This window comes from Citrobacter sp. 50677481 (assembly GCF_001463265.1).
GTDB lineage: Bacteria > Pseudomonadota > Gammaproteobacteria > Enterobacterales > Enterobacteriaceae > Citrobacter_A > Citrobacter_A sedlakii.
The window spans coordinates 112,710-136,514 of the sequence record NZ_LNHZ01000070.1 but is presented as its reverse complement, the minus strand read 5'-3'; the positions used below and the strand labels follow the sequence as shown (position 1 = coordinate 136,514).

Annotated in this window: 24 protein-coding genes; 12 read left to right on the top strand and 12 right to left on the bottom strand. The window is 54.9% G+C overall.

What is annotated here, in order from left to right; genetic code table 11:
* The first annotated feature begins 14 nt into the window (after positions 1-14).
* Genes APU02_RS20565 through APU02_RS20555 form a run of 3 tightly spaced genes read left to right on the top strand, consistent with a single transcriptional unit; the run spans position 15 to position 4,363 of the window.
* Complete coding sequence (locus APU02_RS20565) at positions 15-707, top strand: molecular chaperone (protein WP_042291790.1); 693 nt, start codon at positions 15-17, stop codon at positions 705-707.
* A 30-nt stretch (positions 708-737) separates the two neighbouring features.
* Positions 738-3,278, top strand: coding sequence for a fimbria/pilus outer membrane usher protein (locus APU02_RS20560; protein WP_082636879.1), 2,541 nt, complete (start codon positions 738-740; stop codon positions 3,276-3,278).
* 11 nt (positions 3,279-3,289) lie between these two features.
* Positions 3,290-4,363, top strand: coding sequence for a fimbrial protein (locus APU02_RS20555; protein ID WP_233459267.1), 1,074 nt, complete (start codon positions 3,290-3,292; stop codon positions 4,361-4,363).
* 5 nt (positions 4,364-4,368) lie between these two features.
* On the opposite strand, the gene rsmI is transcribed toward APU02_RS20555, so the two are convergent.
* Positions 4,369-5,229: a 16S rRNA (cytidine(1402)-2'-O)-methyltransferase gene (gene rsmI, locus APU02_RS20550; RefSeq protein WP_060571075.1), complete on the bottom strand. Its 861-nt coding sequence runs from the start codon at positions 5,227-5,229 to the stop codon at positions 4,369-4,371.
* A 64-nt stretch (positions 5,230-5,293) separates the two neighbouring features.
* Here rsmI and APU02_RS20545 point away from each other — a divergent pair, with 64 nt between their 5' ends.
* The 4 genes from APU02_RS20545 to dolP all read left to right on the top strand — a co-directional run bounded on the left by APU02_RS20545 (position 5,294) and on the right by dolP (position 9,029).
* Entirely contained in the window at positions 5,294-7,348 is a 2,055-nt protein-coding gene (locus tag APU02_RS20545) for a penicillin-binding protein activator (RefSeq protein WP_060571074.1), read from the top strand.
* Positions 7,306-7,701, top strand: a complete 396-nt coding sequence (locus tag APU02_RS20540) for a YraN family protein (protein ID WP_042291797.1) — start codon at positions 7,306-7,308, stop codon at positions 7,699-7,701. Before APU02_RS20545 ends, APU02_RS20540 begins: the two co-directional genes overlap by 43 nt.
* A 152-nt stretch (positions 7,702-7,853) precedes the next feature.
* On the top strand, positions 7,854-8,444 hold the full coding sequence (gene diaA / locus APU02_RS20535) for a DnaA initiator-associating protein DiaA (RefSeq protein WP_012135279.1): 591 nt from the start codon (positions 7,854-7,856) through the stop codon (positions 8,442-8,444).
* Positions 8,445-8,453: 9 nt separating this feature from the next.
* Positions 8,454-9,029: a division/outer membrane stress-associated lipid-binding lipoprotein gene (dolP, locus tag APU02_RS20530; protein WP_042291799.1), complete on the top strand. Its 576-nt coding sequence runs from the start codon at positions 8,454-8,456 to the stop codon at positions 9,027-9,029.
* Positions 9,030-9,081: 52 nt separating this feature from the next.
* Here the strand turns inward: dolP and APU02_RS20525 are convergent, their stop codons facing one another.
* Both APU02_RS20525 and APU02_RS20520 read right to left on the bottom strand, forming a co-directional pair.
* Entirely contained in the window at positions 9,082-10,119 is a 1,038-nt protein-coding gene (locus tag APU02_RS20525) for a permease (protein WP_060571073.1), read from the bottom strand.
* A gap of 138 nt (positions 10,120-10,257) precedes the next feature.
* A complete protein-coding gene (locus APU02_RS20520) occupies positions 10,258-10,896 on the bottom strand; it encodes an NAD(P)H-binding protein (RefSeq protein ID WP_060571072.1) in 639 nt (212 codons plus the stop codon).
* 128 nt (positions 10,897-11,024) lie between these two features.
* On the opposite strand from APU02_RS20520, the gene APU02_RS20515 reads away from it, so the two are divergent.
* Complete coding sequence (locus APU02_RS20515) at positions 11,025-11,543, top strand: type 1 glutamine amidotransferase domain-containing protein (RefSeq protein WP_042291802.1); 519 nt, start codon at positions 11,025-11,027, stop codon at positions 11,541-11,543.
* Here APU02_RS20515 and APU02_RS20510 read toward each other — a convergent pair.
* Complete coding sequence (locus tag APU02_RS20510; RefSeq protein ID WP_042291805.1) at positions 11,523-11,966, bottom strand: YhbP family protein; 444 nt, start codon at positions 11,964-11,966, stop codon at positions 11,523-11,525. The two genes, APU02_RS20515 and APU02_RS20510, sit on opposite strands and share 21 nt — an antisense overlap.
* A 52-nt stretch (positions 11,967-12,018) precedes the next feature.
* On the opposite strand from APU02_RS20510, the gene APU02_RS20505 reads away from it, so the two are divergent.
* Positions 12,019-12,321, top strand: coding sequence for a GIY-YIG nuclease family protein (locus APU02_RS20505; protein WP_042291807.1), 303 nt, complete (start codon positions 12,019-12,021; stop codon positions 12,319-12,321).
* Here APU02_RS20505 and APU02_RS20500 read toward each other — a convergent pair.
* Both APU02_RS20500 and APU02_RS20495 read right to left on the bottom strand, forming a co-directional pair.
* A complete protein-coding gene (locus APU02_RS20500; protein ID WP_060571071.1) occupies positions 12,308-12,811 on the bottom strand; it encodes an N-acetyltransferase in 504 nt (167 codons plus the stop codon). The genes APU02_RS20505 and APU02_RS20500 overlap by 14 nt on opposite strands.
* Complete coding sequence (locus APU02_RS20495; RefSeq protein ID WP_060571070.1) at positions 12,805-13,329, bottom strand: SCP2 domain-containing protein; 525 nt, start codon at positions 13,327-13,329, stop codon at positions 12,805-12,807. Before APU02_RS20495 ends, APU02_RS20500 begins: the two co-directional genes overlap by 7 nt.
* 220 nt (positions 13,330-13,549) lie before the next feature.
* Here APU02_RS20495 and APU02_RS20490 point away from each other — a divergent pair, with 220 nt between their 5' ends.
* From APU02_RS20490 to APU02_RS20480, 3 genes are all read left to right on the top strand, one after another.
* A complete protein-coding gene (locus APU02_RS20490) occupies positions 13,550-14,545 on the top strand; it encodes a peptidase U32 family protein (RefSeq protein WP_060571069.1) in 996 nt (331 codons plus the stop codon).
* A complete protein-coding gene (locus tag APU02_RS20485) occupies positions 14,536-15,432 on the top strand; it encodes a U32 family peptidase (protein ID WP_192841989.1) in 897 nt (298 codons plus the stop codon). The genes APU02_RS20490 and APU02_RS20485 overlap by 10 nt, the downstream gene beginning before the upstream one ends.
* 80 nt (positions 15,433-15,512) lie before the next feature.
* Positions 15,513-16,520: an LLM class flavin-dependent oxidoreductase gene (locus APU02_RS20480; RefSeq protein WP_060571067.1), complete on the top strand. Its 1,008-nt coding sequence runs from the start codon at positions 15,513-15,515 to the stop codon at positions 16,518-16,520.
* 43 nt (positions 16,521-16,563) lie between these two features.
* Here the strand turns inward: APU02_RS20480 and mtr are convergent, their stop codons facing one another.
* The 6 genes from mtr to rpsO all read right to left on the bottom strand — a co-directional run bounded on the left by mtr (position 16,564) and on the right by rpsO (position 23,667).
* Positions 16,564-17,808: a tryptophan permease gene (mtr, locus tag APU02_RS20475; RefSeq protein WP_060571066.1), complete on the bottom strand. Its 1,245-nt coding sequence runs from the start codon at positions 17,806-17,808 to the stop codon at positions 16,564-16,566.
* 144 nt (positions 17,809-17,952) lie between these two features.
* Positions 17,953-19,845 (bottom strand): ATP-dependent RNA helicase DeaD, encoded by a 1,893-nt coding sequence (deaD, locus tag APU02_RS20470; RefSeq protein ID WP_042291824.1) that lies wholly within the window; start codon positions 19,843-19,845, stop codon positions 17,953-17,955.
* Complete coding sequence (gene yrbN / locus APU02_RS26510) at positions 19,838-19,918, bottom strand: protein YrbN (RefSeq protein WP_010723222.1); 81 nt, start codon at positions 19,916-19,918, stop codon at positions 19,838-19,840. Before yrbN ends, deaD begins: the two co-directional genes overlap by 8 nt.
* A gap of 105 nt (positions 19,919-20,023) precedes the next feature.
* Complete coding sequence (gene nlpI, locus APU02_RS20465; RefSeq protein ID WP_042291827.1) at positions 20,024-20,908, bottom strand: lipoprotein NlpI; 885 nt, start codon at positions 20,906-20,908, stop codon at positions 20,024-20,026.
* A gap of 108 nt (positions 20,909-21,016) precedes the next feature.
* Positions 21,017-23,152, bottom strand: a complete 2,136-nt coding sequence (gene pnp, locus APU02_RS20460) for a polyribonucleotide nucleotidyltransferase (RefSeq protein ID WP_042291830.1) — start codon at positions 23,150-23,152, stop codon at positions 21,017-21,019.
* A 245-nt stretch (positions 23,153-23,397) separates the two neighbouring features.
* Complete coding sequence (gene rpsO, locus APU02_RS20455) at positions 23,398-23,667, bottom strand: 30S ribosomal protein S15 (RefSeq protein ID WP_000059465.1); 270 nt, start codon at positions 23,665-23,667, stop codon at positions 23,398-23,400.
* Positions 23,668-23,805: the final 138 nt, after the last annotated feature.

The following is a 23,805-nucleotide window of genomic DNA, read 5'->3' as shown; positions in this document are numbered from 1 at the left end:
TCAGGGAGTAAATAATGAAGAGACTGGCGACACTGGCATTTTTTATCTTGCTTACCACTCTGGCAAGCACAGCTTTCGCAGGGGGTATCGTACTGGAAAGGACGCGCGTTATTTATGACGCCAGTAAAAAAGAGGCCGCTCTGCCGCTCGCTAACCACAGCGAAAAAATGCCTTATCTGCTGCAATCATGGGTAGAAAACAGCAACAACAGCTCGCGCGGCCCGTTTATTGTCACGCCACCACTGTTTCGACTTGATGCCGGAGAAGACTCTACGCTACGTATTATTAAGGCTGATGGACAAGTGCCTAATGACAGAGAGTCGATGTATTTTATCAATGTGCGAGCCATTCCTGCACAGAACAAAGCCGATCTCGCCAATACCAATACATTAACGTTAGTGTTTAAAACCCGAATCAAACTTTTTTACCGACCAAAAGGACTCAACGGTAAAGCCAGAGATGCTTTCAAAGCGCTCGAGTTTGGCATCTCAGCGAACCAACTGACTATTTATAACCCATCGGCATATCATGTCGTTTTTGCGGGATTAAGTTTAGACAATGTCAACCTCACCGACAAAATTGAATACATCGCGCCGCAGGAAAGAAAAATAATTGCCATCAATGCCACGACTGGAAGAACGGTGAAATGGGCGGCAATAAATGATTTTGGTGGCAGTACAGCGCCAGAAACACGCCTGATTCCATAAAACAGGCAACGCTTCAGTGATAAGGGAAATATGAGCTATAAGCGGAAAAAGGATTTAACGGAGAAAATCGATGTACTGTACGCAAAGAAATATTTGCGCCACTGCATCAGGTACCTTTTGCCGTTTACCATCACCAGCGGTTACCTGGTTTCAGGTACTGTTTTTGCCGATGACTATTTTTTCGACCCCGCTCTACTGGAAACCGCCAAAAGTGGTCAACGCCCCGTCGATCTGTCACTTTTTTCTCATAAGAATGCACAGCAACCTGGTGAATATTCTGTCGATATTTACATCAATAATAAAAAGATGATGCAACGAACGCTGCCTTTTGTCATCGCAAATAATCACCAGCTTCAACCACAATTTACAGTAGGGCAACTACGCGAATTAGGCTTTAAAGTCGATGAGAATCCGGTATTTGCCAATGCTAATGACGGTACGCGCATTCCCGATCTCGCTAAAGCCGTTCCCGGTAGCGTTGCGATATTTGATTTTAACCACAGCAAACTCAAATTAAGCGTTCCGCAAATTGCCCTTTATCGCGATGCCAGAGGCTATGTCGATCCTTCGCGCTGGGATAACGGTGTTCCGGTCGTTTTCACCAACTACAGTTTCACCGGTTCCAGAAGCCGCTACGACAATAACGAACAAAGTGAACGCCAGTACATGAACCTGCAAAGTGGCGCGAACTTCGGCGAGTGGCGATTACGTAACTACTCCACCTGGACGCACAATGAGGATGACGCTCGTTGGGACAGCATCAACAGCTGGTTGCAACGGGACATAAAGTCCCTCAGGTCACAGTTGGTGATTGGCGAAAGCTCAACAGACGGCGCCATTTTTCCGGGCTACCAGTTTACCGGCGCTCGCCTTTACTCCGACGACAACATGCTGCCAAACAGTCAAAAAGGCTTTGCGCCAACCATTCGTGGCATCGCCAATTCCAGCGCTATCGTCACGGTTCGCCAGAACGGTTATACGATTTACCAAAGCAACGTCCCTGCGGGCGCATTTGAGATTAACGATCTCTATCCCTCCTCCTTCGGGGGCGATTTGGACGTCAGTATCGAAGAAGCCGACGGGACAGTTCGCCATTTCATTCAACCTTTCTCGTCGCTTCCCGTTATGCAAAGGCTGGGGCATCTGAAATACAGCCTTACTGCGGGTCGCTTTCGCGCCGCCCAATCAGCAGAGAGTAAAGAACCCCAATTTATTGAAAGTACCGGCATCTATGGTCTGAGCAACGCCCTGACGGTGTATGGCGGAATGCTAACCGCTGAAAATTATCGGTCGCAAACCGTCGGCGTTGGCGGCACTCTGGGAGAATTCGGCGCCGTTTCAGTGGATATTGGCAGGGCAGAGACGCAATTTGACGATGGCAATACCTTTGAAGGCTATACCTGGCGTACCCAATATATTAAAGATTTGCCAGAAACTGGCACGAATTTATCGCTGGGATATTATCGCTATACCAGCAATGGCTATTTTACGTTTTCTGATGCCAATGCAAAGAATATAAACAATAGTTACCGTCAAAAAAGTGAAGCACAATTCAGCATCAGCCAGACGCTACTCAACAGCATCAATTTTTATGTTTCCGGTTCTCAACGTACCTACTGGAACGACAGCCAAAAAGATAACAACTTCTCCGCAGGACTGAATGGCAGCCTCTACGGCGTCAGCTATAACCTTAACGGACAATTCACCGATTCAACGGACCGCGAGAGCGAGCGCTCCGTTTCGCTCAGTATTAGCGTACCGCTGGATCGATGGCTTCCCCATGCGCAGGCGACATGGCGTGTTACGGAAGATAAAAATAAAGCGACGCAGCATGAGGTAGGAATTAATGGTTCGCTGTTGGATGACTATCGTCTGAGCTATAGCCTTAAGCAACGGCAAAGCGAAGATAACGACAACACCAGTAGCAGTTTTTCCGCAAATTACCGCTCCGCATACGGTACCGTCAGCAGTAGCTACGACTACAGTCCAGATAATCGCCAGCTCAGCTATGGCCTTTCTGGCGGCGTCGTTGCGCATTCTCATGGCGTAACGCTGTCCCAGCCGCTTGGTAATGCCTTTGCGCTTATTGACGCCAATGGCGCCGCCAATATACGGATTAAGAACTACCCGGGAATCGCAACCGACTATTTTGGCAATGCCGTTATCCCTTTTCTCACGCCGTATCAGGAAAACCGAATTACGCTGGACACGACCACCATGCCGGATGACGTTGACGTAACGGAAACAGCAAAAATCGTCGTGCCAGGTCAGGGCGCTGCCGTGAGTGCCTATTTTAGTGCGCAGACGGGGCGCAGAGTTTTACTCACCGTGACCGATGCGCAGAATACCCCTTTACCTTTCGGTGCTATGGCGAATAACCAGAGTGCGGGAACGCAAAGCATCGTGGACGAGGGCGGCGTGCTTTATCTCACTGGGGTTAACGAGTTGCCGCAAACCTGGACGATTCGCTGGGGTAAAGAAGCCAGCCAGCAATGTCAGTTTACTTATAGCCTGTCAGATAACCGGCAGAGCGCATCATCTGTTCTAAAAGACACAACGGTATGTCGTTAAGGGTGTATTCGATGAGAATTTATATTTTATCTGTGATTACCGCGCTTATCGCCCTGGCTTCTGTCTCACCGGCTCAGTCAGCGACAGGTATTTGCGAAGCGAATGGAAATTTTATGACAGATATCGCAACCGACTGGACAAAAGAACAGAATGTGACAGCTTCAGTCTGGCAGATCCCTTCGGCAGCCAGGGGCAATGCCTATCAATTAGGATGCGACTGCAGTGCTAACACCAAGGTAAACCTTTATTATTCTACCGTCAGCGCAATCACCACCACCGGACATTTAAGTGGTTTTTATCGTTTAAACGACAGTCTGGACATTAAAACCGAGATTAACGATATTCCCAACGCAGGTACCGTACTTGTTCCCACGAAAATTGGTTCGCCCATCAAGGATACCAGCGGTTCTTACAGTACAAAAACCAGTAACAGCGTCTGTAATGACGATCCTGCCGAGCAAAGATCGTCAGCGATTTCAATTGGTATGGATACCACATTTACGCTGTATGTCCGCAAACCGTTTTTAGGCGAAATGATTATTCCTGACACCCTTGTCGCCTACATCCAGGCGGCATGGAGCAGCTCGTCGACCTATCCAAAAACCTTCAATAATATTGCTGAGCTGCATATCCAGGGGCGAATTACGGTTCCACAACACTGTAAGATTAATCAAGGAGACGTCATCCAGGTGAATCTTGGAACAATCAGTGCTGCACATTTTACAATTAAGGACCAAATGCCTGAGCATTACACACCCATTAACTTCGACATTACCTATGACTGCGGGGATATGTCTGAAATAAAGAACAGCCTGTATATGTATATCGAGGGCAGCGATTTGGCCAGCCAATATGTGCTCGTCGCAAGACGCAGAGAGTCTGACAACGAGCCGGATGTGGGAATCCGCCTGGTGGATATCACCACCACAAACATAGATATTCCTTTTAACCCCGGCGCACTTCTGATGGACAGTTCCGGCAGCGGGACCGCGCATTTACAGGCTTACCCGGTCAATCTCACCGGGGGCACGCTTGCCGGAGGGCGTTTTAAGGGGACCGCCACCATTACCGTGGTGGTGAAGTAGCAGCGTTAGTCCTGCTGCTCCAGCGCATACTTATACAACGCGTTTTTCTTCACGCCGTGAATTTCAGCCGCCAGCGCGGCGGCTTTCTTCAGCGGCAGCTCCGCCTGGAGTAACGCCAGCGTGCGCAGGGCGTCAGCGGGCAATTCGTCTTCTTGCGCTTTATGCCCTTCGACAATTAATACCATCTCGCCCTTGCGGCGGTTTTCGTCCTCTTTCACCCACGCCAGCAGCTCGCCGACCGGCGCGCCGTGAATCGTTTCCCAGGTTTTGGTCAGCTCTCGCGCCAGCACGACGTAACGGGCTCCTCCCCATACCGCCACCATATCTTCCAGACTGTCGAGCAGGCGGTGAGTCGATTCATAAAAAATTAGCGTCCGCGGTTCCGCTTCGAGGGCTTTGAGTGCATCACGCCGACCCTTTGATTTTGCAGGTAAAAAGCCTTCATAGCAGAAGCGATCAGAAGGCAAGCCCGCCGCGCTTAATGCCGCAATGGCCGCGCAGGGCCCCGGTAGCGGCACCACGCGGATCCCCTGCTCCCGGCAGGTGCGCACCAGGTGATAACCCGGATCGTTAATCAACGGCGTTCCGGCATCTGATACCAGCGCAATGTTCTGCCCTTCTTTCAGCTTTGCCACCAGCGTATCGGCTTTTTGTTGCTCGTTATGGTCGTGCAGGGCGAACAGGCGGGCGGTAATCGCGAAATGCTGCAACAGCAAACCGGTATGACGTGTGTCTTCAGCGGCAATTAAATCAACGGCTTGCAAAACTTCGAGCGCACGTTGGGTAATATCGGACAAATTCCCGATGGGAGTAGGTACAATAAAGAGTTGGCCGGGAGATTTATCCGCCGATTCGTGTTGTTTCATTGTGTCGTCCGTATTGCCGATTTAATATTGAGCATTGCGTATAAAAAATATCACTGGATACAGTATGGTACCCTTAACATTTTCTCGTTTAAAAGCCGCGCGCTGTCTGCCCGTCATTCTGGCAGCACTGATTTTCGCCGGCTGTGGCACCCAGGCGCCCGATCAAAGCACTGCGCACATGCAGGGCAGCGCGCAAGCTGACTCTGGCTTTTATTTACAGCAAATGCAGCAGAGCGCAGATGATAGCAAGACCAACTGGCAATTACTCGCCATTCGTGCCCTGCTGAAAGAGGGCAAAAACCAGCAGGCTATCGAACTGTTTAACCAACTGCCGCAGAACCTGAACGACGCCCAGCGCCGTGAGCAGGCGCTGCTGGGGGCAGAAGTGAAGGTCGTGCAGCAGGACGTTGCCGGCGCGAAAAAACAGTTAGGCGAGATCGATCTTTCCGCGCTGGATAAAAATCAACAATTGCGTTTCTGGCAAATCGGCATCGCCGCGGAACAGGGACAGCCTTCCCTGACGCTCCTGCGTGCGCTGATCGCCCAGGAACCACTGCTCGGCGCAAAAGAAAAACAGGCGAACATCGATGCCACCTGGCAGGCCCTGACTTCCATGAGTCAGGATCAGGCGAAAGCGTTGGTTATCAATGCGGATGAAAACGTACTGCAGGGTTGGCTGGATCTGCAGCGGGTCTGGTTTGATAACCGCAGCGATCCGGACATGATGAAAGCGGGCATTACAGACTGGCAAAAACGCTATCCACAGAACCCGGGAGCGAAAATGCTGCCGACGCAATTGGTGAATGTGCAGAGCTTTAAGCCAGCGTCCACCAGTAAAATCGCCCTGCTGCTGCCGCTGAACGGTCAGGCCGCCGTTTTTGGCCGCACCATCCAGCAAGGGTTTGAAGCGGCGAAAAACCAGGGCACGCAGCCCGTAGACGCGCAGCCAGCCGCCCAGCCCGCGCCGGTAGAGGCGCCTGCGCCAGCCGAACAACAGCCGCAGGTAACCGATGGCGTCGCCAGCCCGTCTCAGGCGTCGGTGAACGATCTGACCAACGAGCAGCCAGCACAGCAACCCACGCCGACCAGCGCCCCGCAAACAGCGCCTGCGCAGCCTGTAACGGCAAGCGCGGCGGCGAATCCCTCCGCGGAACTCAAAATTTATGACACCAGCTCACAGCCGCTGACGCAGATCCTGAATCAGGTTCAGCAGGATGGCGCGAGCATCGTGGTAGGCCCGCTGCTGAAAAGCAATGTCGATGAGCTGATCAAGAGCAATACCCCGTTGAACGTGCTGGCGCTAAACCAGCCGGAAGCGGTGCAGAACCGCGTCAATATCTGCTATTTCGCCCTCTCGCCGGAAGATGAAGCGCGCGACGCCGCCCGTCACATTCGTGACGAGGGTAAACAGTCGCCGCTGCTGCTGATCCCACGCAGCGCGCTGGGCGATCGCGTGGCCAACGCTTTTGCTGAAGAATGGCTGAAGCTGGGCGGCGGTACCGTGCTACAGCAAAAATTCGGTTCTACCGCAGAGCTACGGATGGGCGTCAACGGCGGCGCCGGCATCGCGTTAACCGGTAGCCCGGTTGCCGCCAGCGCGCGATCGCAGCCTGGGGTGACCATTGGCGATCTGACCATTCCGGCGCCGCCAACCGAGGCCCAAATTACCGGTAGCGGCGGTCGTGTCGACGCGGTCTATATACTGGCGACGCCGAACGAGATCGCGTTTATTAAGCCGATGATCGCCATGCGCAACGGCAGCCAGAGCGGCGCAACGCTTTACGCCAGCTCCCGTAGCGCACAGGGAAATGCCGGACCGGACTTCCGTCTGGAAATGGAAGGCTTACAGTACAGCGAAATCCCAATGCTCGCTGGCGGCAATCCGTCGCTGATGCAACAGGCGCTCGGCGCGGTACGCAACGACTACTCTCTGGCGCGCATGTACGCGATGGGCGTTGACGCCTGGACGCTGGCGAACCATTTCTCGCAGATGCGTCAGGTTCAGGGCTTTGAAATCAACGGCAACACCGGCGCGCTGACCGCTAATCAGGACTGTGTGATTAACAGGAAGTTATCATGGCTCAAATACCAGCAAGGGCAGATCGTCCCGGCCAGTTAACGAGCAAACAGACCGGCGGCGCGTGGGAAGTCACCGCGCGACGCTGGCTCGAGCGCAAGGGACTGCAGTTTATCGCCGCCAACGTCAACGAACGTGGCGGCGAAATTGATCTGATTATGCGTGAAGGTAAAACGACCGTCTTTGTTGAGGTCCGCTACCGCCGCTCAGCAGCCTTCGGCGGCGCGGCGGCCAGTGTGACCCGGAGCAAACAACGCAAATTATTACACACTGCCCGCTTGTGGCTCGCGCGCCACAATGGGAGTTTTGATACTGTGGATTGCCGGTTCGATGTGTTAGCCTTCACCGGAAATGATGTTGAGTGGTTAAGGGATGCCTTTAACGACTGCTCATGATACTTAAACCAGTTCCTGCTTATAAGGCGTCATTGTTGCCGCCAGTCCGGGCGGACAGCGCGGAACACCCGGAGCGTACGTGCGGAGGGTAAGCGCTTGCCAGGGACAAATGGCAAATAAAATAGCCTTATAGCAGGGACTTAAGGATTCGCGTGTTAGACAGAATTAAAGTCTGCTTTACAGAAAGCATTCAAACTCAGATAGCTGCGGCTGAAGCGCTCCCGGATGCGATCTCCCGCGCCGCCATGACGCTGGTACACTCGCTGCTGAATGGCAACAAAATCCTCTGTTGTGGTAATGGGACATCCGCTGCCAATGCACAGCATTTTGCTGCCAGCATGATCAACCGTTTTGAGACAGAGCGTCCCAGTTTACCCGCTATCGCACTAAATACCGATAACGTGGTCTTAACTGCGATTGCCAACGATCGCCTGCATGATGAAATCTATGCAAAACAGGTCCGGGCGCTGGGACATGCGGGCGATGTTTTATTGGCTATTTCGACGCGCGGCAACAGTCGCGATATCGTAAAAGCCGTAGAAGCCGCCGTCACGCGTGATATGACGATTGTGGCGCTGACCGGGTATGACGGAGGAGAGCTGGCCGGGCTGTTAGGGCCGCAGGACGTTGAAATCCGCATACCGTCTCACCATAGCGCGCGCATTCAGGAGATGCATATGCTGACGGTAAATTGTTTGTGCGATCTGATCGATAACACGCTTTTCCCTCACCAGGATGATTAAGGAGTTTACATGAAGGCTTTATCGCCAATCGCAGTCCTTATTTCTGCGCTGCTGTTGCAAGGCTGTGTCGCTGCCGCCGTAGTCGGTACCGCCGCGGTGGGAACCAAAGCAGCAACCGACCCGCGTAGCGTCGGCACCCAGGTGGATGATGGAACCCTGGAACTGCGCGTGAACAGCGCGCTGTCGAAAGACGAACAAATTAAGAAAGAAGCGCGGATTAACGTGACGGCTTATCAGGGCAAGGTGCTGCTGGTGGGTCAGTCGCCTAACAGCGAACTGTCATCGCGCGCCAAACAGATCGCAATGGGCGTGGAAGGCACAACCGAAGTCTTTAACGAGATCCGTCAGGGCCAGCCAATTGGCCTCGGAACCGCCTCCAACGACACCTGGATCACCACCAAAGTACGCTCTCAGTTACTCACCAGCGACCAGGTGAAATCCTCTAACGTGAAAGTGACCACCGAAAACGGCGAAGTGTTCCTGCTGGGTCTGGTGACTGAACGTGAAGCCAAAGCCGCAGCCGACATCGCCAGCCGGGTGAGCGGCGTGAAGCGTGTCACCACCGCGTTTACCTTTATTAAATAACACATCAACCTGCCTACGTGATGGCTCACGTAGGCAGGGTAGCAATCCCACGTCACACTCGCGCAAGACAGCCGACAATCACCCCCGATATCGCCACCAGCCCCCCCGTCAGCCACAGCGCTTTTGCCGGGAATGCTTTGCGTAGCATGATCAGCGACGGCAAGCTCACCGCCGGAAGCGTCATCAACAGCGCCAGCGCGGGCGCGGTGCCCATACCGGCCAGCATCATCGTTTGCACAATCGGAATTTCCGCCGCCGTCGGGATCACGAACAGGCATCCGGCTACCGCCAACGCGATGATCCACATCAGGCTGTTATCAATGGCGCCATCGGCGTGCGGAAACAACCAGACGCGCGCCGCGCCGAGAACCAGCACCGCCAGAATATAGACCGGAATAGTGTTCCAGAACAGCGTCCACAGCGCTTTACCCCAACGCGCAAAGAACCCACCCTGCGCTTGCGGCGCGGCGATCTCGATCGGCAGATCGGTTTGCGCAGGCTCTTTCACCCATTTTTGTACCAGCGTCGCCACCACCAGCACCATTGCCAGCCCGGCAACCAGGCGAATCGCCGCGAAATGCCAGCCAAGCACAAAGCCCATAAAGACCAACGTCGCCGGGTTAAGCAGTGGGTTTCCCAGCCAGAAGGCCAGCGCGCCGCCCATTGACACTTGCTGACGGCGCATTCCTGCCGCCACTGGCGCGGCGCAGCAGGTACACATCATTCCGGGCAAAGAAAACAGCGTGCCAAACAGCGTACCGCGAAAGCGCGATTGCCCCAGCGTGCGCAGCAGCCAGTCTCGCGGGATCAACACCTGGATTAATGAGCCGAGAATCACGCCCAGCGCCGCCGCTTTCCAGACGGCGAGGAAATAGACCATGGCGTAATCCCAGGCTGCCTGCCACGGATTCGCATCCGCCTGCGCCAGAATGGATTGGCCGATACTGTGAGTTTCGGCGGCAGTAAAAGCTTTACCGTAATACGGTTGCCATTTCACATACCAGAGACCGACGATAACAACGAGAAAGAAAAGAGCGGGTTTCCACCATTGCATTGGCGTTGCCGCCTGAGATGAAGACTGACCAGTCATAGCATTCCCCAGGGAGTGTTAGAATATTTTGCCGGTGAATACTACGCCTTTGGGAAATGTTTGGAAATGTCGTTTTTTTGCCTGATGCCGAATGCCGGATAAGACGCAACGCGTTGGCTTCCGGCACAATGCGAAAGCCTATTGCGCCGCTTTTTCCCGCAACTGCGCAGAACTAAGAATTGTTACCCCCTCTTTTTCGGGCGCCAGCGCCTCTGCCAGCATCGCCCGCGCCACATCCCTCGCCTCTATCGACTTCCAGTTACCCGGAAGCAGCCGGAACAGCGGCGCAAAAAGGGTTTCGTTCATTCGATGTTTCGCCCGGTCCCCCAGCAGCATCGACGGGCGTGCAATGGTCAGCCGCGGCCAGTCCTGGGCGATGAGCGCCTCTTCCATCTCCCCTTTTACCCGATTGTAGAAAAAGGGCGAGCGGGCATTAGCGCCCATTGAGCTGACTACCAGCATGTGCTGTGCGCCAAGCCGCCGTCCGGTAAGCGCGGTATCCACCACCAGCGTATAATCTGCATGGACAAACGCCTCTTTGCTTCCCGCCTCGCGCCGGGTGGTCCCCAGGCAGCAGAAAACAATATCCACCGGATCCGTCACCTGCGCCAGCGCATCGGTCAGTTGCGGATCGTGAGGATTGTACACGCCAGGCATGTCAGCCAGCGGACGACGCGTGGGTGCGGCAATCGAATGGATTCTCGGTTCATTAAGCAGCATTCGCAGCAGATGACCGCCTACCAGCCCCGTCGCGCCTGTAATCAATACCTGACTCATCCTCACCCCTTTACAGAATTGTCCAACTTGCACTCTCAGTCTCATCGACCAGACTTATTCATTCACAAGGTAATTATCCCTCATCATGGAAAATTTGCCTTATCCAATGCCAACACCGCGGAGGAAGCATGAGCAAGAAGATAGCCGTTTTAATCACTGACGAGTTTGAAGATTCCGAATTTACTTCACCTGCAGCAGAATTTCGTCAGGCCGGACACGAGGTCATCACCATTGAGAAGCAGGCGGGGAAAACGGTAAAAGGGAAAAAAGGCGACGCCAGCGTCACCATCGATAAAGCCATTGATGATGTCAGCCCTGCCGACTTTGACGCCCTGCTGCTGCCCGGCGGCCATTCACCGGATTACCTGCGCGGCGACGATCGCTTCGTCACCTTCACACGCGACTTTGTGAACACCGGAAAGCCGGTTTTTGCCATTTGCCACGGCCCACAGTTACTGATCAGCGCGGACGTCATTCGCGGGCGCAAGCTCACCGCCGTTAAACCCATTGTGATTGACGTGAAGAACGCCGGGGCGGAATTCTTCGATCAGGAAGTGGTGGTGGATAAAGACCAACTGGTCACCAGCCGAACCCCTGACGATCTGCCGGCGTTTAACCGCGAGGCGTTACGTATCCTCGGCGCCTGACTGCCTTAACCAGTGAAGTTTTTTGCCAAAGCCCAGCGTGTTGTCGGTGAACTTGAGTTCATCCAGTCGGATCTCCCAGACTGGCGCTGACAGCATTCTGGCAACCGGAAAGCGGCGATGATAGGCGTTACGCGCCGCGTCGCTTTCATCACCGTCCAGCCGGCGAATTTCACCTGTAAATTGCACACCGCGAATAAGCGCTACTGATTTGGGCTGACCGTTTACCGTCCCGGCGACCTTCGCTCGCGGCCCCGACATCTGCGCGTGGCGGGTTTTGTCTTCTGTCAGCAGGTAAAAAACCACCTTCTGCGCATCATAAAGGTAAAACGCGTTGGCGCACCAGAGTTCCCCTTCATGCTGGACGCACCAGGTCACAACGTGTTGTTTTGCCAGCCAGCGGCTAATCGCAGTGAGTGTTTCCATTGCTGTTCTCTTTTATACTGGGAGCCAGAAACGTAACACGCAGAAGGTCACGATGACACCCTGGTTTCTCTATTTGATCCGTACTGCGGATAATGCGCTGTATACCGGTATCACCACCGATGTGGCGCGCCGCTATCAACAGCATCAGAGTGGAAAAGGCGCGAAGGCGCTGCGGGGAAAGGGCGAGCTGACGCTGGCGTTTTCCGCGCAGGTGGGCGATCGCTCGCTGGCGCTGCGCATGGAATACCGCATTAAACAGCTCACCAAGCGTCAAAAAGAGCGCCTGGTGGCGAATGGCGACGGTTTTGCAGCGTTACTCAACGACCTGCAAACCACGGCGCTTAAAAGCGATTAAAGTGTTCGTGATACTCAACCCGCCCCGTCACGCCCTTCAGCGCATCTTCAGCTAAACGATGCACCTGGAACGCGCTCTCCGTGCCCGGCCAGCGGCAGTGTAGATCGTAATGGGCGGCCAGTTCAAAACCAAAACGGCTATACAGTGCCGGATCGCCCAGCGTGACGACGGCGGCATAGCCAAATTCGTTGAGGGAATCGAGTCCTTGGTAGACCAGTTGACGAGCCAGCCCTTGCCCACGGTAGTGTTCATCCACCGCCAGCGGCGCCATCCCCACCCATTGCAGGTCTTCGCCCTGTACATCGACCGGGCTAAACGCGACGTAACCCACCACCTGACCTTCGTCGTCCGTGGCGACCAGACCGAGCGTCAGAAAACCATCTTCACGCAGATCGTGAACCAGTTTTGCTTCCGCATCGCTTTCGAATGAACGACGCAACAGGGCATCAATCCCCGGCGCGTCAATTGGAATTTCTACTCGAATCAGCATGGTTCACCTACCGATGTCTGTTTGGTTTCCGGCGAGTGCTTCAGTCCCGCCTCAACAAAATCCGCCACCTGTAGCAGCAGCACGCGTAAGGCTTTTGGCATCTGCTCCAGCTCAATGGCGTCCATCAGGTTTTTCACATACAACCCTAACTCCGTATCCCCTTCAATGACCAGCCGACGCTGGAAAAAGAGCGTATCCGGATCCTGCTTACGCGCGGCGATCATCAGCAGATCGCTGGCTTCGGCGCGAAAACTGACGTCGGCCTGCGCGTGCTGACTGACGATCAGCTTGTCATTTTCAACAGAGGTATACCATTGAAGGCCAATATCGCTAACCGTAATGCTTAACCAACGGCCATCGAGGAACGCCAGCTCCCCGTCTGCCAGCGCCTGGCGAAACTGCCAGCTCAGGACCTGTTCCAGAACCTGGCGCTTCAGCGCAAAGGGCGTCAGTTTAACCGGCACGCTCATCAGAGACGGACCAAAATGCACTAAGCGTGAACGCAGTTTATCTAACACGAGCTTTACTCCCTGTTTCCGTAGTCCTGCCATTTTGCCATATCAGATAAACGACATAGCGGCGTAAATCAACAATTGTATGCGTTAACCGTACCTCTTTATTGCTGATATCAATACGACTTTAACTGCCTTAAATCAAAAATTGTCGCAGCAAGGTTAACTAAAATCCCAGTTCGTTAACAATTATGCGTCCCAGGCGGCGCTACCTTCAGGATAAATTATGGAGCTGCTCTGCCCTGCCGGAAATCTCCCGGCGCTTAAGGCGGCCATCGAAAACGGCGCTGACGCCGTCTATATCGGGCTGAAAGATGATACCAATGCCCGTCACTTCGCCGGCCTTAACTTTACCGAGAAGAAACTGCAGGAAGCGGTGAGTTTTGTCCATCAACATCGCCGCAAGCTGCATATCGCCATCAACACCTTTGCGCATCCGGACGGCTATGCCCGCTGGCAGCGCGCTGTCGATATGGCGGCGCAACTGGGCGCCGACGCGCTGATCCTCGCCGACCTGGCCATGCTTGAGTATGCCGCAGAACGTTATCCGCATATTGAGCGCCATGTCTCCGTTCAGGCATCAGCGACCAACGAAGAAGCGGTGAACTTCTACCATCGCAACTTCGACGTCGCACGTGTGGTGCTGCCCCGCGTGCTGTCCATTCACCAGGTGAAGCAACTTGCCCGCGCCACGCCAGTACCACTCGAGGTCTTTGCGTTCGGTAGCCTGTGCATTATGGCGGAGGGTCGCTGCTACCTGTCGTCGTATTTAACCGGCGAATCGCCGAATACGGTAGGAGCCTGCTCCCCCGCCCGTTTTGTTCGCTGGCAGCAAACCGGGCAGGGACTGGAATCCCGCCTGAACGATGTGCTGATAGACCGCTACCAGGACGGCGAAAACGCCGGGTATCCGACACTGTGTAAAGGCCGCTATCTCGTCGGCGGCGAGCGCTATCACGCGCTGGAAGAACCCACCAGCCTGAATACGCTGGAACTGCTGCCGGAACTGCTGGCGGCGAACATTGCGTCGGTGAAAATCGAAGGACGCCAGCGCAGCCCGGCATACGTAAGCCAGGTGGCGAAAGTGTGGCGTCAGGCGATCGACCGCTGTCTGGCCGACCCGCAAAACTTTGCGCCGCAAAGCGCATGGATGGAGACGCTCGGCGCGATGTCCGAAGGCACCCAGACCACGCTTGGCGCGTATCACCGGAAATGGCAGTGAGAGAAGCAATGAAATATTCCCTGGGGCCGGTGCTTTATTACTGGCCGAAAGAAACACTGGAAGATTTTTATCAACAGGCGGCGCAAAGCAGCGCTGACGTGATTTATCTGGGTGAAGCGGTGTGCAGCAAACGCCGCGCCACTAAAGTGGGCGACTGGCTGGAGATGGCGAAATCGCTCGCCGGCAGCGGCAAGCAGGTGGTGCTTTCGACGCTGGCGCTGGTGCAGGCCTCGTCTGAGCTGAACGAACTGAAACGCTACGTGGAAAACGGCGAGTTTTTGCTGGAAGCGAGCGATCTCGGCGTGGTAAACATGTGCGCCGAGCGCAAGCTGCCGTTTGTCGCCGGACATGCGCTGAACTGCTATAACGCGGTAACGCTGCGTCTGCTGCTTAAACAGGGAATGGTACGCTGGTGTATGCCGGTAGAGCTTTCCCGCGACTGGCTGGCTAACCTGCTGGAACAGTGCGATGAACTGGGCATTCGCAACCAGTTTGAAGTCGAGGTGCTGAGCTACGGCCATCTGCCGCTGGCATATTCCGCTCGCTGCTTTACCGCCCGTTCGGAAGACCGCCCGAAAGATGAGTGTGAAACCTGCTGCATCAAGTATCCGAATGGCCGCGACGTGCTCTCCCAGGAGAATCAGCAGGTGTTTGTACTAAATGGCATTCAGACCATGAGCGGCTATGTCTATAACCTTGGTAACGAACTGACGTCGATGCAGGGATTGGTGGATATCGTTCGTTTGTCGCCGCTCGACACCGGGACGTTCGCCATGCTGGACGCCTTCCGCGCCAACGAAAACGGCGCGTCGCCGCTGCCGCTCGCTGCGCACAGCGATTGCAACGGCTACTGGAAGCGGCTCGCCGGGCTGACGCTGGAAGCCTGATAAAACAGCTCACTTTGTTAACAACATTCGCTAATCTTTAATGCAGTATGACAAGATTAACCGGAACAAAGTGAGCCGTTATGACTGACAAAACCATTCCATTCTCGGTGCTGGATCTGGCGCCGATCCCTGAAGGGGCCTCGGCCAAAGAGGCATTCTCACACTCGCTGGACCTCGCACGTCTGGCGGAAAAGCGCGGCTATCATCGCTACTGGCTGGCGGAACACCACAACATGACCGGCATCGCCAGTGCGGCAACCTCGGTGCTGATTGGTTACCTGGCGGCGAATACCACCACGTTGCATCTGGGGTCCGGCGGCGTGATGCTACCCAACCATTCACCGCTGGTGATTGCCGAGCAGTTCGGTACGCTCAACACCCTGTATCCGGGACGCATTGATTTGGGTCTCGGCCGCGCACCGGGCAGCGATCAGCCCACGATGCGCGCGCTGCGTCGTCATATGGGCGGCGATATCGATAACTTCCCGCGCGACGTGGCGGAGCTGGTGGAGTGGTTTGACGCCTGCCACCCCAACCCGCAAGTACGTCCGGTGCCCGGCTACGGCGAACAGATCCCGGTGTGGCTGTTGGGTTCCAGCCTGTACAGCGCGCAGCTGGCGGCGCAGCTTGGTCTGCCGTTTGCGTTCGCCTCGCACTTCGCGCCGGATATGCTATTCCAGGCGCTACATCTGTACCGTACTCAGTTCAAACCCTCCGCGCGACTGGAAAAACCGTACGCGATGGTGTGCATTAATATCATCGCCGCCGACAGCACCCGTGATGCGGAATATCTGTTTACCTCAATGCAGCAGGCGTTTGTGAAACTTCGCCGTGGCGAAACGGGCCAGCTTCCACCGCCCATCCAGAATATGGATCAGTTCTGGTCGCCGTCAGAACAGTACGGCGTACAACAGGCGCTGAGCATGTCGCTGGTGGGGGATAAAGCGAAAGTCCGCCACGGTCTGGAATCCATTCTGCGGGAAACGCAGGCCGATGAGATTATGGTTAATGGCCAAATTTTCGATCATCAGGCGCGTCTGCACTCCTTCGATCTTGCCATGCAGGTGAAAGAAGAACTGGTGGGGTAAACAGGGGTTTGCCCGGTGGCGCTACGCCTGCCGGGCATTATCGCTATTGATACACCGGCAATAAATTAAAGCTCGACAGGATATGCACCAGCGCGTTGCCCACGCCGAACACCAGGATCAGCGCAATCATCGGTTTGCCGCCCCAGACGCGGAATGTTGGGCTACCGAAGCGTTCACGTGATTTACGCGCCAGCAGCGCCGGGACAATCGCCGCCCAGATCGTCGCCGCCAGACCTGCGTAGCCAATCGCGTACAGGAATCCGTTCGGCCACAGCAGGCCGCCCACCACCGGCGGAACAAAGGTCAACAGCGCGGTTTTGAAACGCCCCATCGCTGAGTCGTCAAAGCCAAACAGATCCGCAAGATAATCAAACAGACCAAGCGTGACGCCGAGGAACGAACTCGCCACCGCGAAGTTGGAGAAGACTACCAGCAGCAGATCCAGACTGCGGCTGTTCAGTACGCCGCTCAGCGCCTGCACCAGCACATCAATATTGCCGCCCTTCTGCGCAATGCCGATAAATTCCGGACGTGGAATATTGCCCATCGTCCCCAGCAGCCAGACGCTGTACAGCACCAACGCCAGCAGCGTACCGTAGACCAGACACTTCACAATCGTGCGCGGATCTTTGCCGTAGTACTTCATCAGGCTCGGCACGTTGCCGTGGTAGCCAAATGACGCCAGACAAAACGGCAGCGTCATCAACAGGTACGGCGTATAGGTGGCGTTGCTTTCCGCGACGTTAAACAGCGTGGTTGGGTTGACGTGCCCAAGCAGGCTGCCGAAAGTCAGGAAGAAGGTGATCACCTTCGCGCCCAGTACAATTGCCGTCATCCGGCTTACTGCTTTTGTACTTATCCACACCACAAACGCCACCAACAGCGCAAAGCCGAAGCCTGCCGCCCGAGCTGGCACATTCAGCGACATTTCAGCGAAGGTGTGATGCAGAATCGAGCCGCTCGCCGAAATGTAGGCATAGGTCAGAATATAAAGCACAAAGGCTATCGAAATGCCGTTGACCACGTTCCAGCCTTTACCCAGCAGGTCTTTGGTGATGGTGTCAAAGCTGGCGCCAATACGGTAGTTCAGGTTGGCTTCAAGGATCATCAGCCCGGAATGCAGCATGCAAAACCAGGTAAAGACCAGCGCTGCCATGGACCAGAAAAACCAGCTACCTGCCATAACCACCGGCAGAGAGAACATCCCTGCGCCAATAATAGTGCCGCCGATGATCACCACGCCGCCAAGCAGCGACGGTGACGTTTGGGTGGTGGTTAGTGTTGCCATACAGCCCGATCTCCAGTGAATTCTTTTGCGACTGAATTTTAATACGCTGCACTGTACCAGTACAATAGTACAAAGGGAATAAAAAAAGCCCCGATAATTTTATCGGGGCCTGTATCTTTTACTTTACGTTAGTCAGCGCGGGATTTACGCGTCACCAAAACGGCGACGGCTTGAACCCTCTTCACGACGTGGAGCACGACCTTCGCGACGCTCGCCGCTGAAGCGACGTCCATCACCGCGACCGCCTTCGCGACGCTCGCCGCCGAAACCGCGACCTTCGCCACGACCGCCTTCACGGCGTTCGCCACCGAAGCCACGACCACCGCCACGACGTTCAGTGTGCGGCTGTGCATCGCCCAGCAGCTGCATGTTCATCGGCTTGTTCAGGATGCGGGTACGCGTAAAGTGCTGCAGCACTTCACCCGGCATGCCTTTCGGCAGTTCAATGGTGGAGTGAGAAGCGAACAGCTTGATGTTACCAATGTAACGGCTGCTGATATCACCTTCGTTGGCAATCGCACCCACGATATGACGCACTTCCACGCCATCATCACGGCCCACTTCAATGCGGTACAGCTGCATATCACCTACGTCGCGACGTTCACGACGCGGACGATCTTCTCGGTCGCCACGCGGACCACGATCGTTGCGGTCACGCGGACCACGGTCATCGCGGTCGCGGAACTCACGCTTAGGACGCATTGGCGCATCCGGCGGAACGATCAGGGTACGTTCACCCTGCGCCATTTTCAGCAGCGCAGCGGCCAGCGTTTCGAGATCCAGCTCTTCGCCTTCTTCGGTCGGCTGGATTTTCGCCAGCAGCGCACGGTACTGATCCAGGTCGCTGCTTTCCAGCTGTTGCTGTACTTTCGCGGCGAATTTTTCCAGACGGCGTTTGCCCAGCAGCTCTGCGTTCGGCAGTTCCACTTCCGGAATGGTCAGCTTCATGGTGCGTTCGATGTTACGCAGCAGACGACGCTCGCGGTTCTCAACGAACAGCAGCGCGCGACCCGCACGACCGGCGCGGCCCGTACGGCCGATACGGTGAACGTAAGACTCGGAATCCATCGGGATGTCGTAGTTGACGACCAGGCTGATACGCTCAACGTCCAGGCCGCGGGCGGCAACGTCGGTCGCGATCAGGATGTCCAGACGACCATCTTTCAGGCGTTCCAGCGTCTGCTCACGCAGCGCCTGGTTCATGTCACCGTTCAGCGCGGCGCTGTTATAGCCGTTACGCTCCAGCGCTTCCGCCACTTCCAGGGTCGCGTTTTTGGTACGAACGAAGATAATCGCCGCATCAAAATCTTCTGCTTCCAGGAAACGCACCAGCGCTTCGTTTTTACGCATGCCCCAGACGGTCCAGTAGCTCTGGCTGATGTCAGGACGGGTTGTCACGCTGGACTGAATGCGCACTTCCTGCGGCTCTTTCATAAAGCGGCGGGTAATGCGACGAATCGCTTCCGGCATGGTGGCAGAGAACAGCGCGGTCTGATGACCTTCCGGGATCTGCGCCATGATAGTTTCGACGTCCTCGATGAAGCCCATACGCAGCATCTCATCGGCTTCGTCCAGTACCAGACCGCTCAGGCGAGACAGGTCAAGGGTACCGCGTTTTAAGTGATCAAGCAGACGACCCGGCGTACCGACGACGATCTGCGGCCCCTGACGCAGGGCGCGTAACTGCACGTCATAACGCTGGCCGCCGTACAGGGCTACCACGTTTACGCCGCGCATATGTTTAGAGAAATCTGTCATGGCTTCAGCAACCTGAACCGCCAGTTCGCGGGTCGGTGCCAGCACCAGAATCTGAGGTGCCTTCAGCTCAGGATCAAGATTGTTGAGCAGCGGTAAAGAGAACGCTGCGGTTTTGCCGCTACCGGTCTGGGCCATACCCAGAACATCGCGACCACCCAGCAGATGCGGAATGCACTCTGCCTGGATTGGAGATGGTTTTTCGTAACCCAGATCGTTAAGGGCTTCAAGGATAGGAGCCTTCAGGCCCAGATCTGCAAAAGTGGTTTCGAATTCAGCCATGTAGTACGTGTGCCTCAAAATTAATGGCGGCCAGTCTACATAACTCATCATGAAATTGATCTGCAATTTTCATTGAAAAGTGTGAACCGGCTCAAAGTAGGTGTATTAACGAACAACAACGCCCTCACCCGTGAAGGTGATGGCAATCAATAAGATTACGGGCTGATGTGTACGTCAGCTATTGCTGGTCCGATTCTGCCAGGTCATCTTGGTCCTGGCCCAGGAGCGATAATTCCAACAATGCATATCGGTGCTCAACAAAGTTATGAACGTTGTTAGCCACCGCCAGTTTGAACAGAGCCGTAGCGCTGTCCAAATCCCCCAGACTTAGGTAGTACTTACCTAAATAGAAGTTGGTTTCACTGAGATGCTCAGCGAGCGAGGTGTTATCCGTTGCGTCTGCCTTAAGCTTTTCCATTAGCGTGGATTCGCTAATGTCGCCCAGGTAGAACTCGACAATGTTCCATCCCCATTGTTCTTTATCCGATTTCTCGAAGCGCTGTTTTAACGCTTCTTTCGCCTGCTTCTCATCGAGCTTCTGCTCAGCGAGATAAAGCCACAGGCTGCGGAAAGGATCATTGGGATCGTCTTGATAAAACGCCAGCAGATCATCTTGCGCTAACTTGTCGCGACCGCCGTAATACAATGCGATACCGCGATTTAAGTGCGCGTAGTTGTAAGTTGGATCAAGCTCAAGTACAGAATCAAACGCTTCATAGGCAGCATCAAAATTGCCTGCCTGCGTTAAATATATACCTAAGTAATTGAATACTTCAGGCATATCCGGTCGGATTGCCAGCGCTTGTGAAAAATCATTTCGCGCTAATGCCCTCAGACCGAGACTATCATACAACACTCCGCGCTCATATAAAAGCTGCGCGCGTTCGTCATCGGTTAAAGCCCGACTGGCAAGGATTTGTTCCATGCGTGCCAGAATCACTTCCTGCTGCAAAGTCGGTTGCAATGGTACTGCGAGGACTTCACTCTTACGCCAGGCGGAGTTACTGCATCCTGCCAGCGTGAGTGCTGTCGCTACGAAACACCAGCGCAAAAAAGGCTTCATTTCCCACTCCCGAAGACAACGATTAACTGAACGTCCTGTCCACCGGCGGCTCAACAAGGCGTCCTGCCAGGTTAAACGCCCTCCGCAAAGCGGAGGGCAAAAACAACCTTACTCGCCCTGTTCGCTGGCTGGCGCTTCCGGCGCAGCAGCTGGCTGGGACTGCTCAGTGGCTTCTTTGATGCTCAGACGTACGCGGCCCTGGCGGTCAACTTCCAGAACTTTAACCGGTACTTCCTGTCCCATCTGCAGGTAATCGGTCACTTTCTCAACGCGCTTATCAGCGATCTGAGAGATGTGGACCAGACCTTCTTTACCGCCGCCGATGGCAACAAACGCGCCAAAGTCAACGATACGGGTCACTTTACCATTGTAGATACGACCCACTTCGATTTCAGCGGTGATCTCTTCGATGCGGCGAATCGCGTGTTTCGCTTTGTCACCGTCAGTCGCGGCGATCTTCACTGTACCGTCGTCTTCGATTTCAATGGTGGTGCCGGTCTCTTCGGTCAGCGCACGGATCACAGAACCGCCCTTACCGATCACGTCTTTGATCTTGTCCGGGTTGATCTTGATGGTGTGGATACGCGGAGCGAATTCAGAGATGTCGCCGCGCGGCGCGTTGATCGCCTGTTCCATCACGCCGAGGATGTGCAGACGCGCACCCTTAGCCTGGTTCAGCGCAACCTGCATGATCTCTTTGGTGATACCTTCAATTTTGATATCCATCTGCAGCGCAGAGATACCGTCGCGGGAACCCGCTACTTTGAAGTCCATATCGCCCAGGTGATCTTCGTCGCCCAGAATGTCAGACAGGACAACAAAGTTGTCGCCTTCTTTCACCAGACCCATCGCGATACCCGCAACGGCGGCTTTGATCGGCACGCCTGCGTCCATCAGCGCCAGAGACGCGCCACACACGGAAGCCATGGAGGAAGAACCGTTGGACTCCGTGATTTCCGATACCACACGCACGGTGTACGGGAATTTATCCATGTCCGGCATAACCGCCAGCACGCCGCGCTTCGCCAGACGACCGTGGCCGATTTCACGACGTTTCGGAGAACCGACCATGCCGGTTTCGCCGACGGAGTACGGAGGGAAGTTGTAGTGGAACAGGAAGCTGTCGGTGCGCTCGCCCATCAGTTCGTCAAGCACCTGCGCGTCGCGGGCAGTCCCCAGCGTCGCGGTAACCAGCGCCTGGGTTTCACCACGGGTGAACAGTGCGGAACCGTGAGTACGCGGCAGTACGCCAGTACGCACGTCCAGACCACGAATCATATCTTTTTCACGACCATCGATACGCGGTTCGCCTGCCAGTACGCGGCTACGGACAACGTTTTTCTCGATGGCGTGCAGAATTTCACCCAGCTCGTTAGCGTCCAGAGTGTCGTCTTCCGCCAGCAACGCATCGATGGTTTCAGATTTGATCACGTCAACCTGAGCGTAACGCTCCTGCTTGTCGGTGATGCGGTAAGCGTCGCTCAGACGAGACTCGGCCAGAGCAGCAACGCGCGCGTTCAGCGCTTCGTTTACGGCTTCCGGCTGCCAGTCCCAGCGCGGTTTACCGGCTTCTTTCACCAGATCGTTGATCGCCTGGATAACCACCTGCTGCTGTTCGTGACCGAACACCACCGCGCCCAGCATCTGGTCTTCGCTCAGCAGTTCCGCTTCGGATTCAACCATCAGCACAGCCGCTTCAGTACCGGCAACAACCAGATCCAGCTTGCTCTCTTTCAGTTCGTCCTGCGTCGGGTTCAGTACGTACTGGTCATTAATGTAGCCTACACGCGCGGCGCCAATTGGGCCGTTGAACGGAATGCCGGACAGGGACAGCGCGGCAGAGGCGCCGATCATCGCAACGATATCCGGGTTAACCTGCGGGTTAACGGAAACCACGGTCGCGATAACCTGGACTTCGTTGACAAAGCCTTCCGGGAACAGCGGGCGAACCGGGCGGTCAATCAGACGCGCGATCAGGGTTTCACCTTCGCTCGGGCGGCCTTCACGACGGAAGAAGCTACCCGGAATACGACCAGCAGCGTAGGTACGCTCCTGATAGTTAACGGTCAGCGGGAAGAAGTCCTGACCTGGTTTGGCTTTTTTCTGGCCCACAACGGTAACGAATACCGCAGTGTCATCCATGCTAACCATAACAGCGGCAGTGGCCTGACGCGCCATCATGCCAGTTTCCAGCGTAACGGTATGTTGACCGTACTGGAATTTACGAACGATCGGATTAAGCAAAATAATATCCTTTCCTGATTCTGGCGACCCTATGCTGAGTCGCCGTTAAGACCCGATCTTCTGCGCATCCTCGCGACTAATGACAACCCTAACCCGCATGATATTGGGTAAAGCCTCTCATTAGCCGCGCGAACCTCTGCAACGGAAGATCATTCATAGCAACAATACAATAGTTTCCCGTGAATTGCTGCCATCTGCTTGAAAAAAGGGGCCATGAAGGCCCCCTTTTTTGAAACTCGCAAGAATTAGCGACGCAGACCCAGACGCTCGATCAGCGCGGTGTAGCGTGCAACATCTTTACGTTTCAGGTAGTCGAGCAGTTTACGACGCTGAGAAACCATGCGCAGCAGACCACGACGGCTGTGGTGATCTTTTTTGTGCTCTGCAAAGTGACCCTGCAGGTGGTTAATCTGTGCAGTCAACAGAGCAACCTGAACATCGGTAGAACCGGTGTCGTTTGCGTCACGACCGAACTCAGAAACGATTTTAGCTGTAGCTTCAGTACTTAGAGACATTTTAAAACTCCAAAGTATTAAGAATGAAAGGACGCCGATCTCTAATTCAGCAGTCCCAGTGTACATCGCGTAAACTGTTAAAAAATTTACGCGACGTTAAGCGCCAGTATTCTACTCGTAGCGCCTGCTTATCGCAAG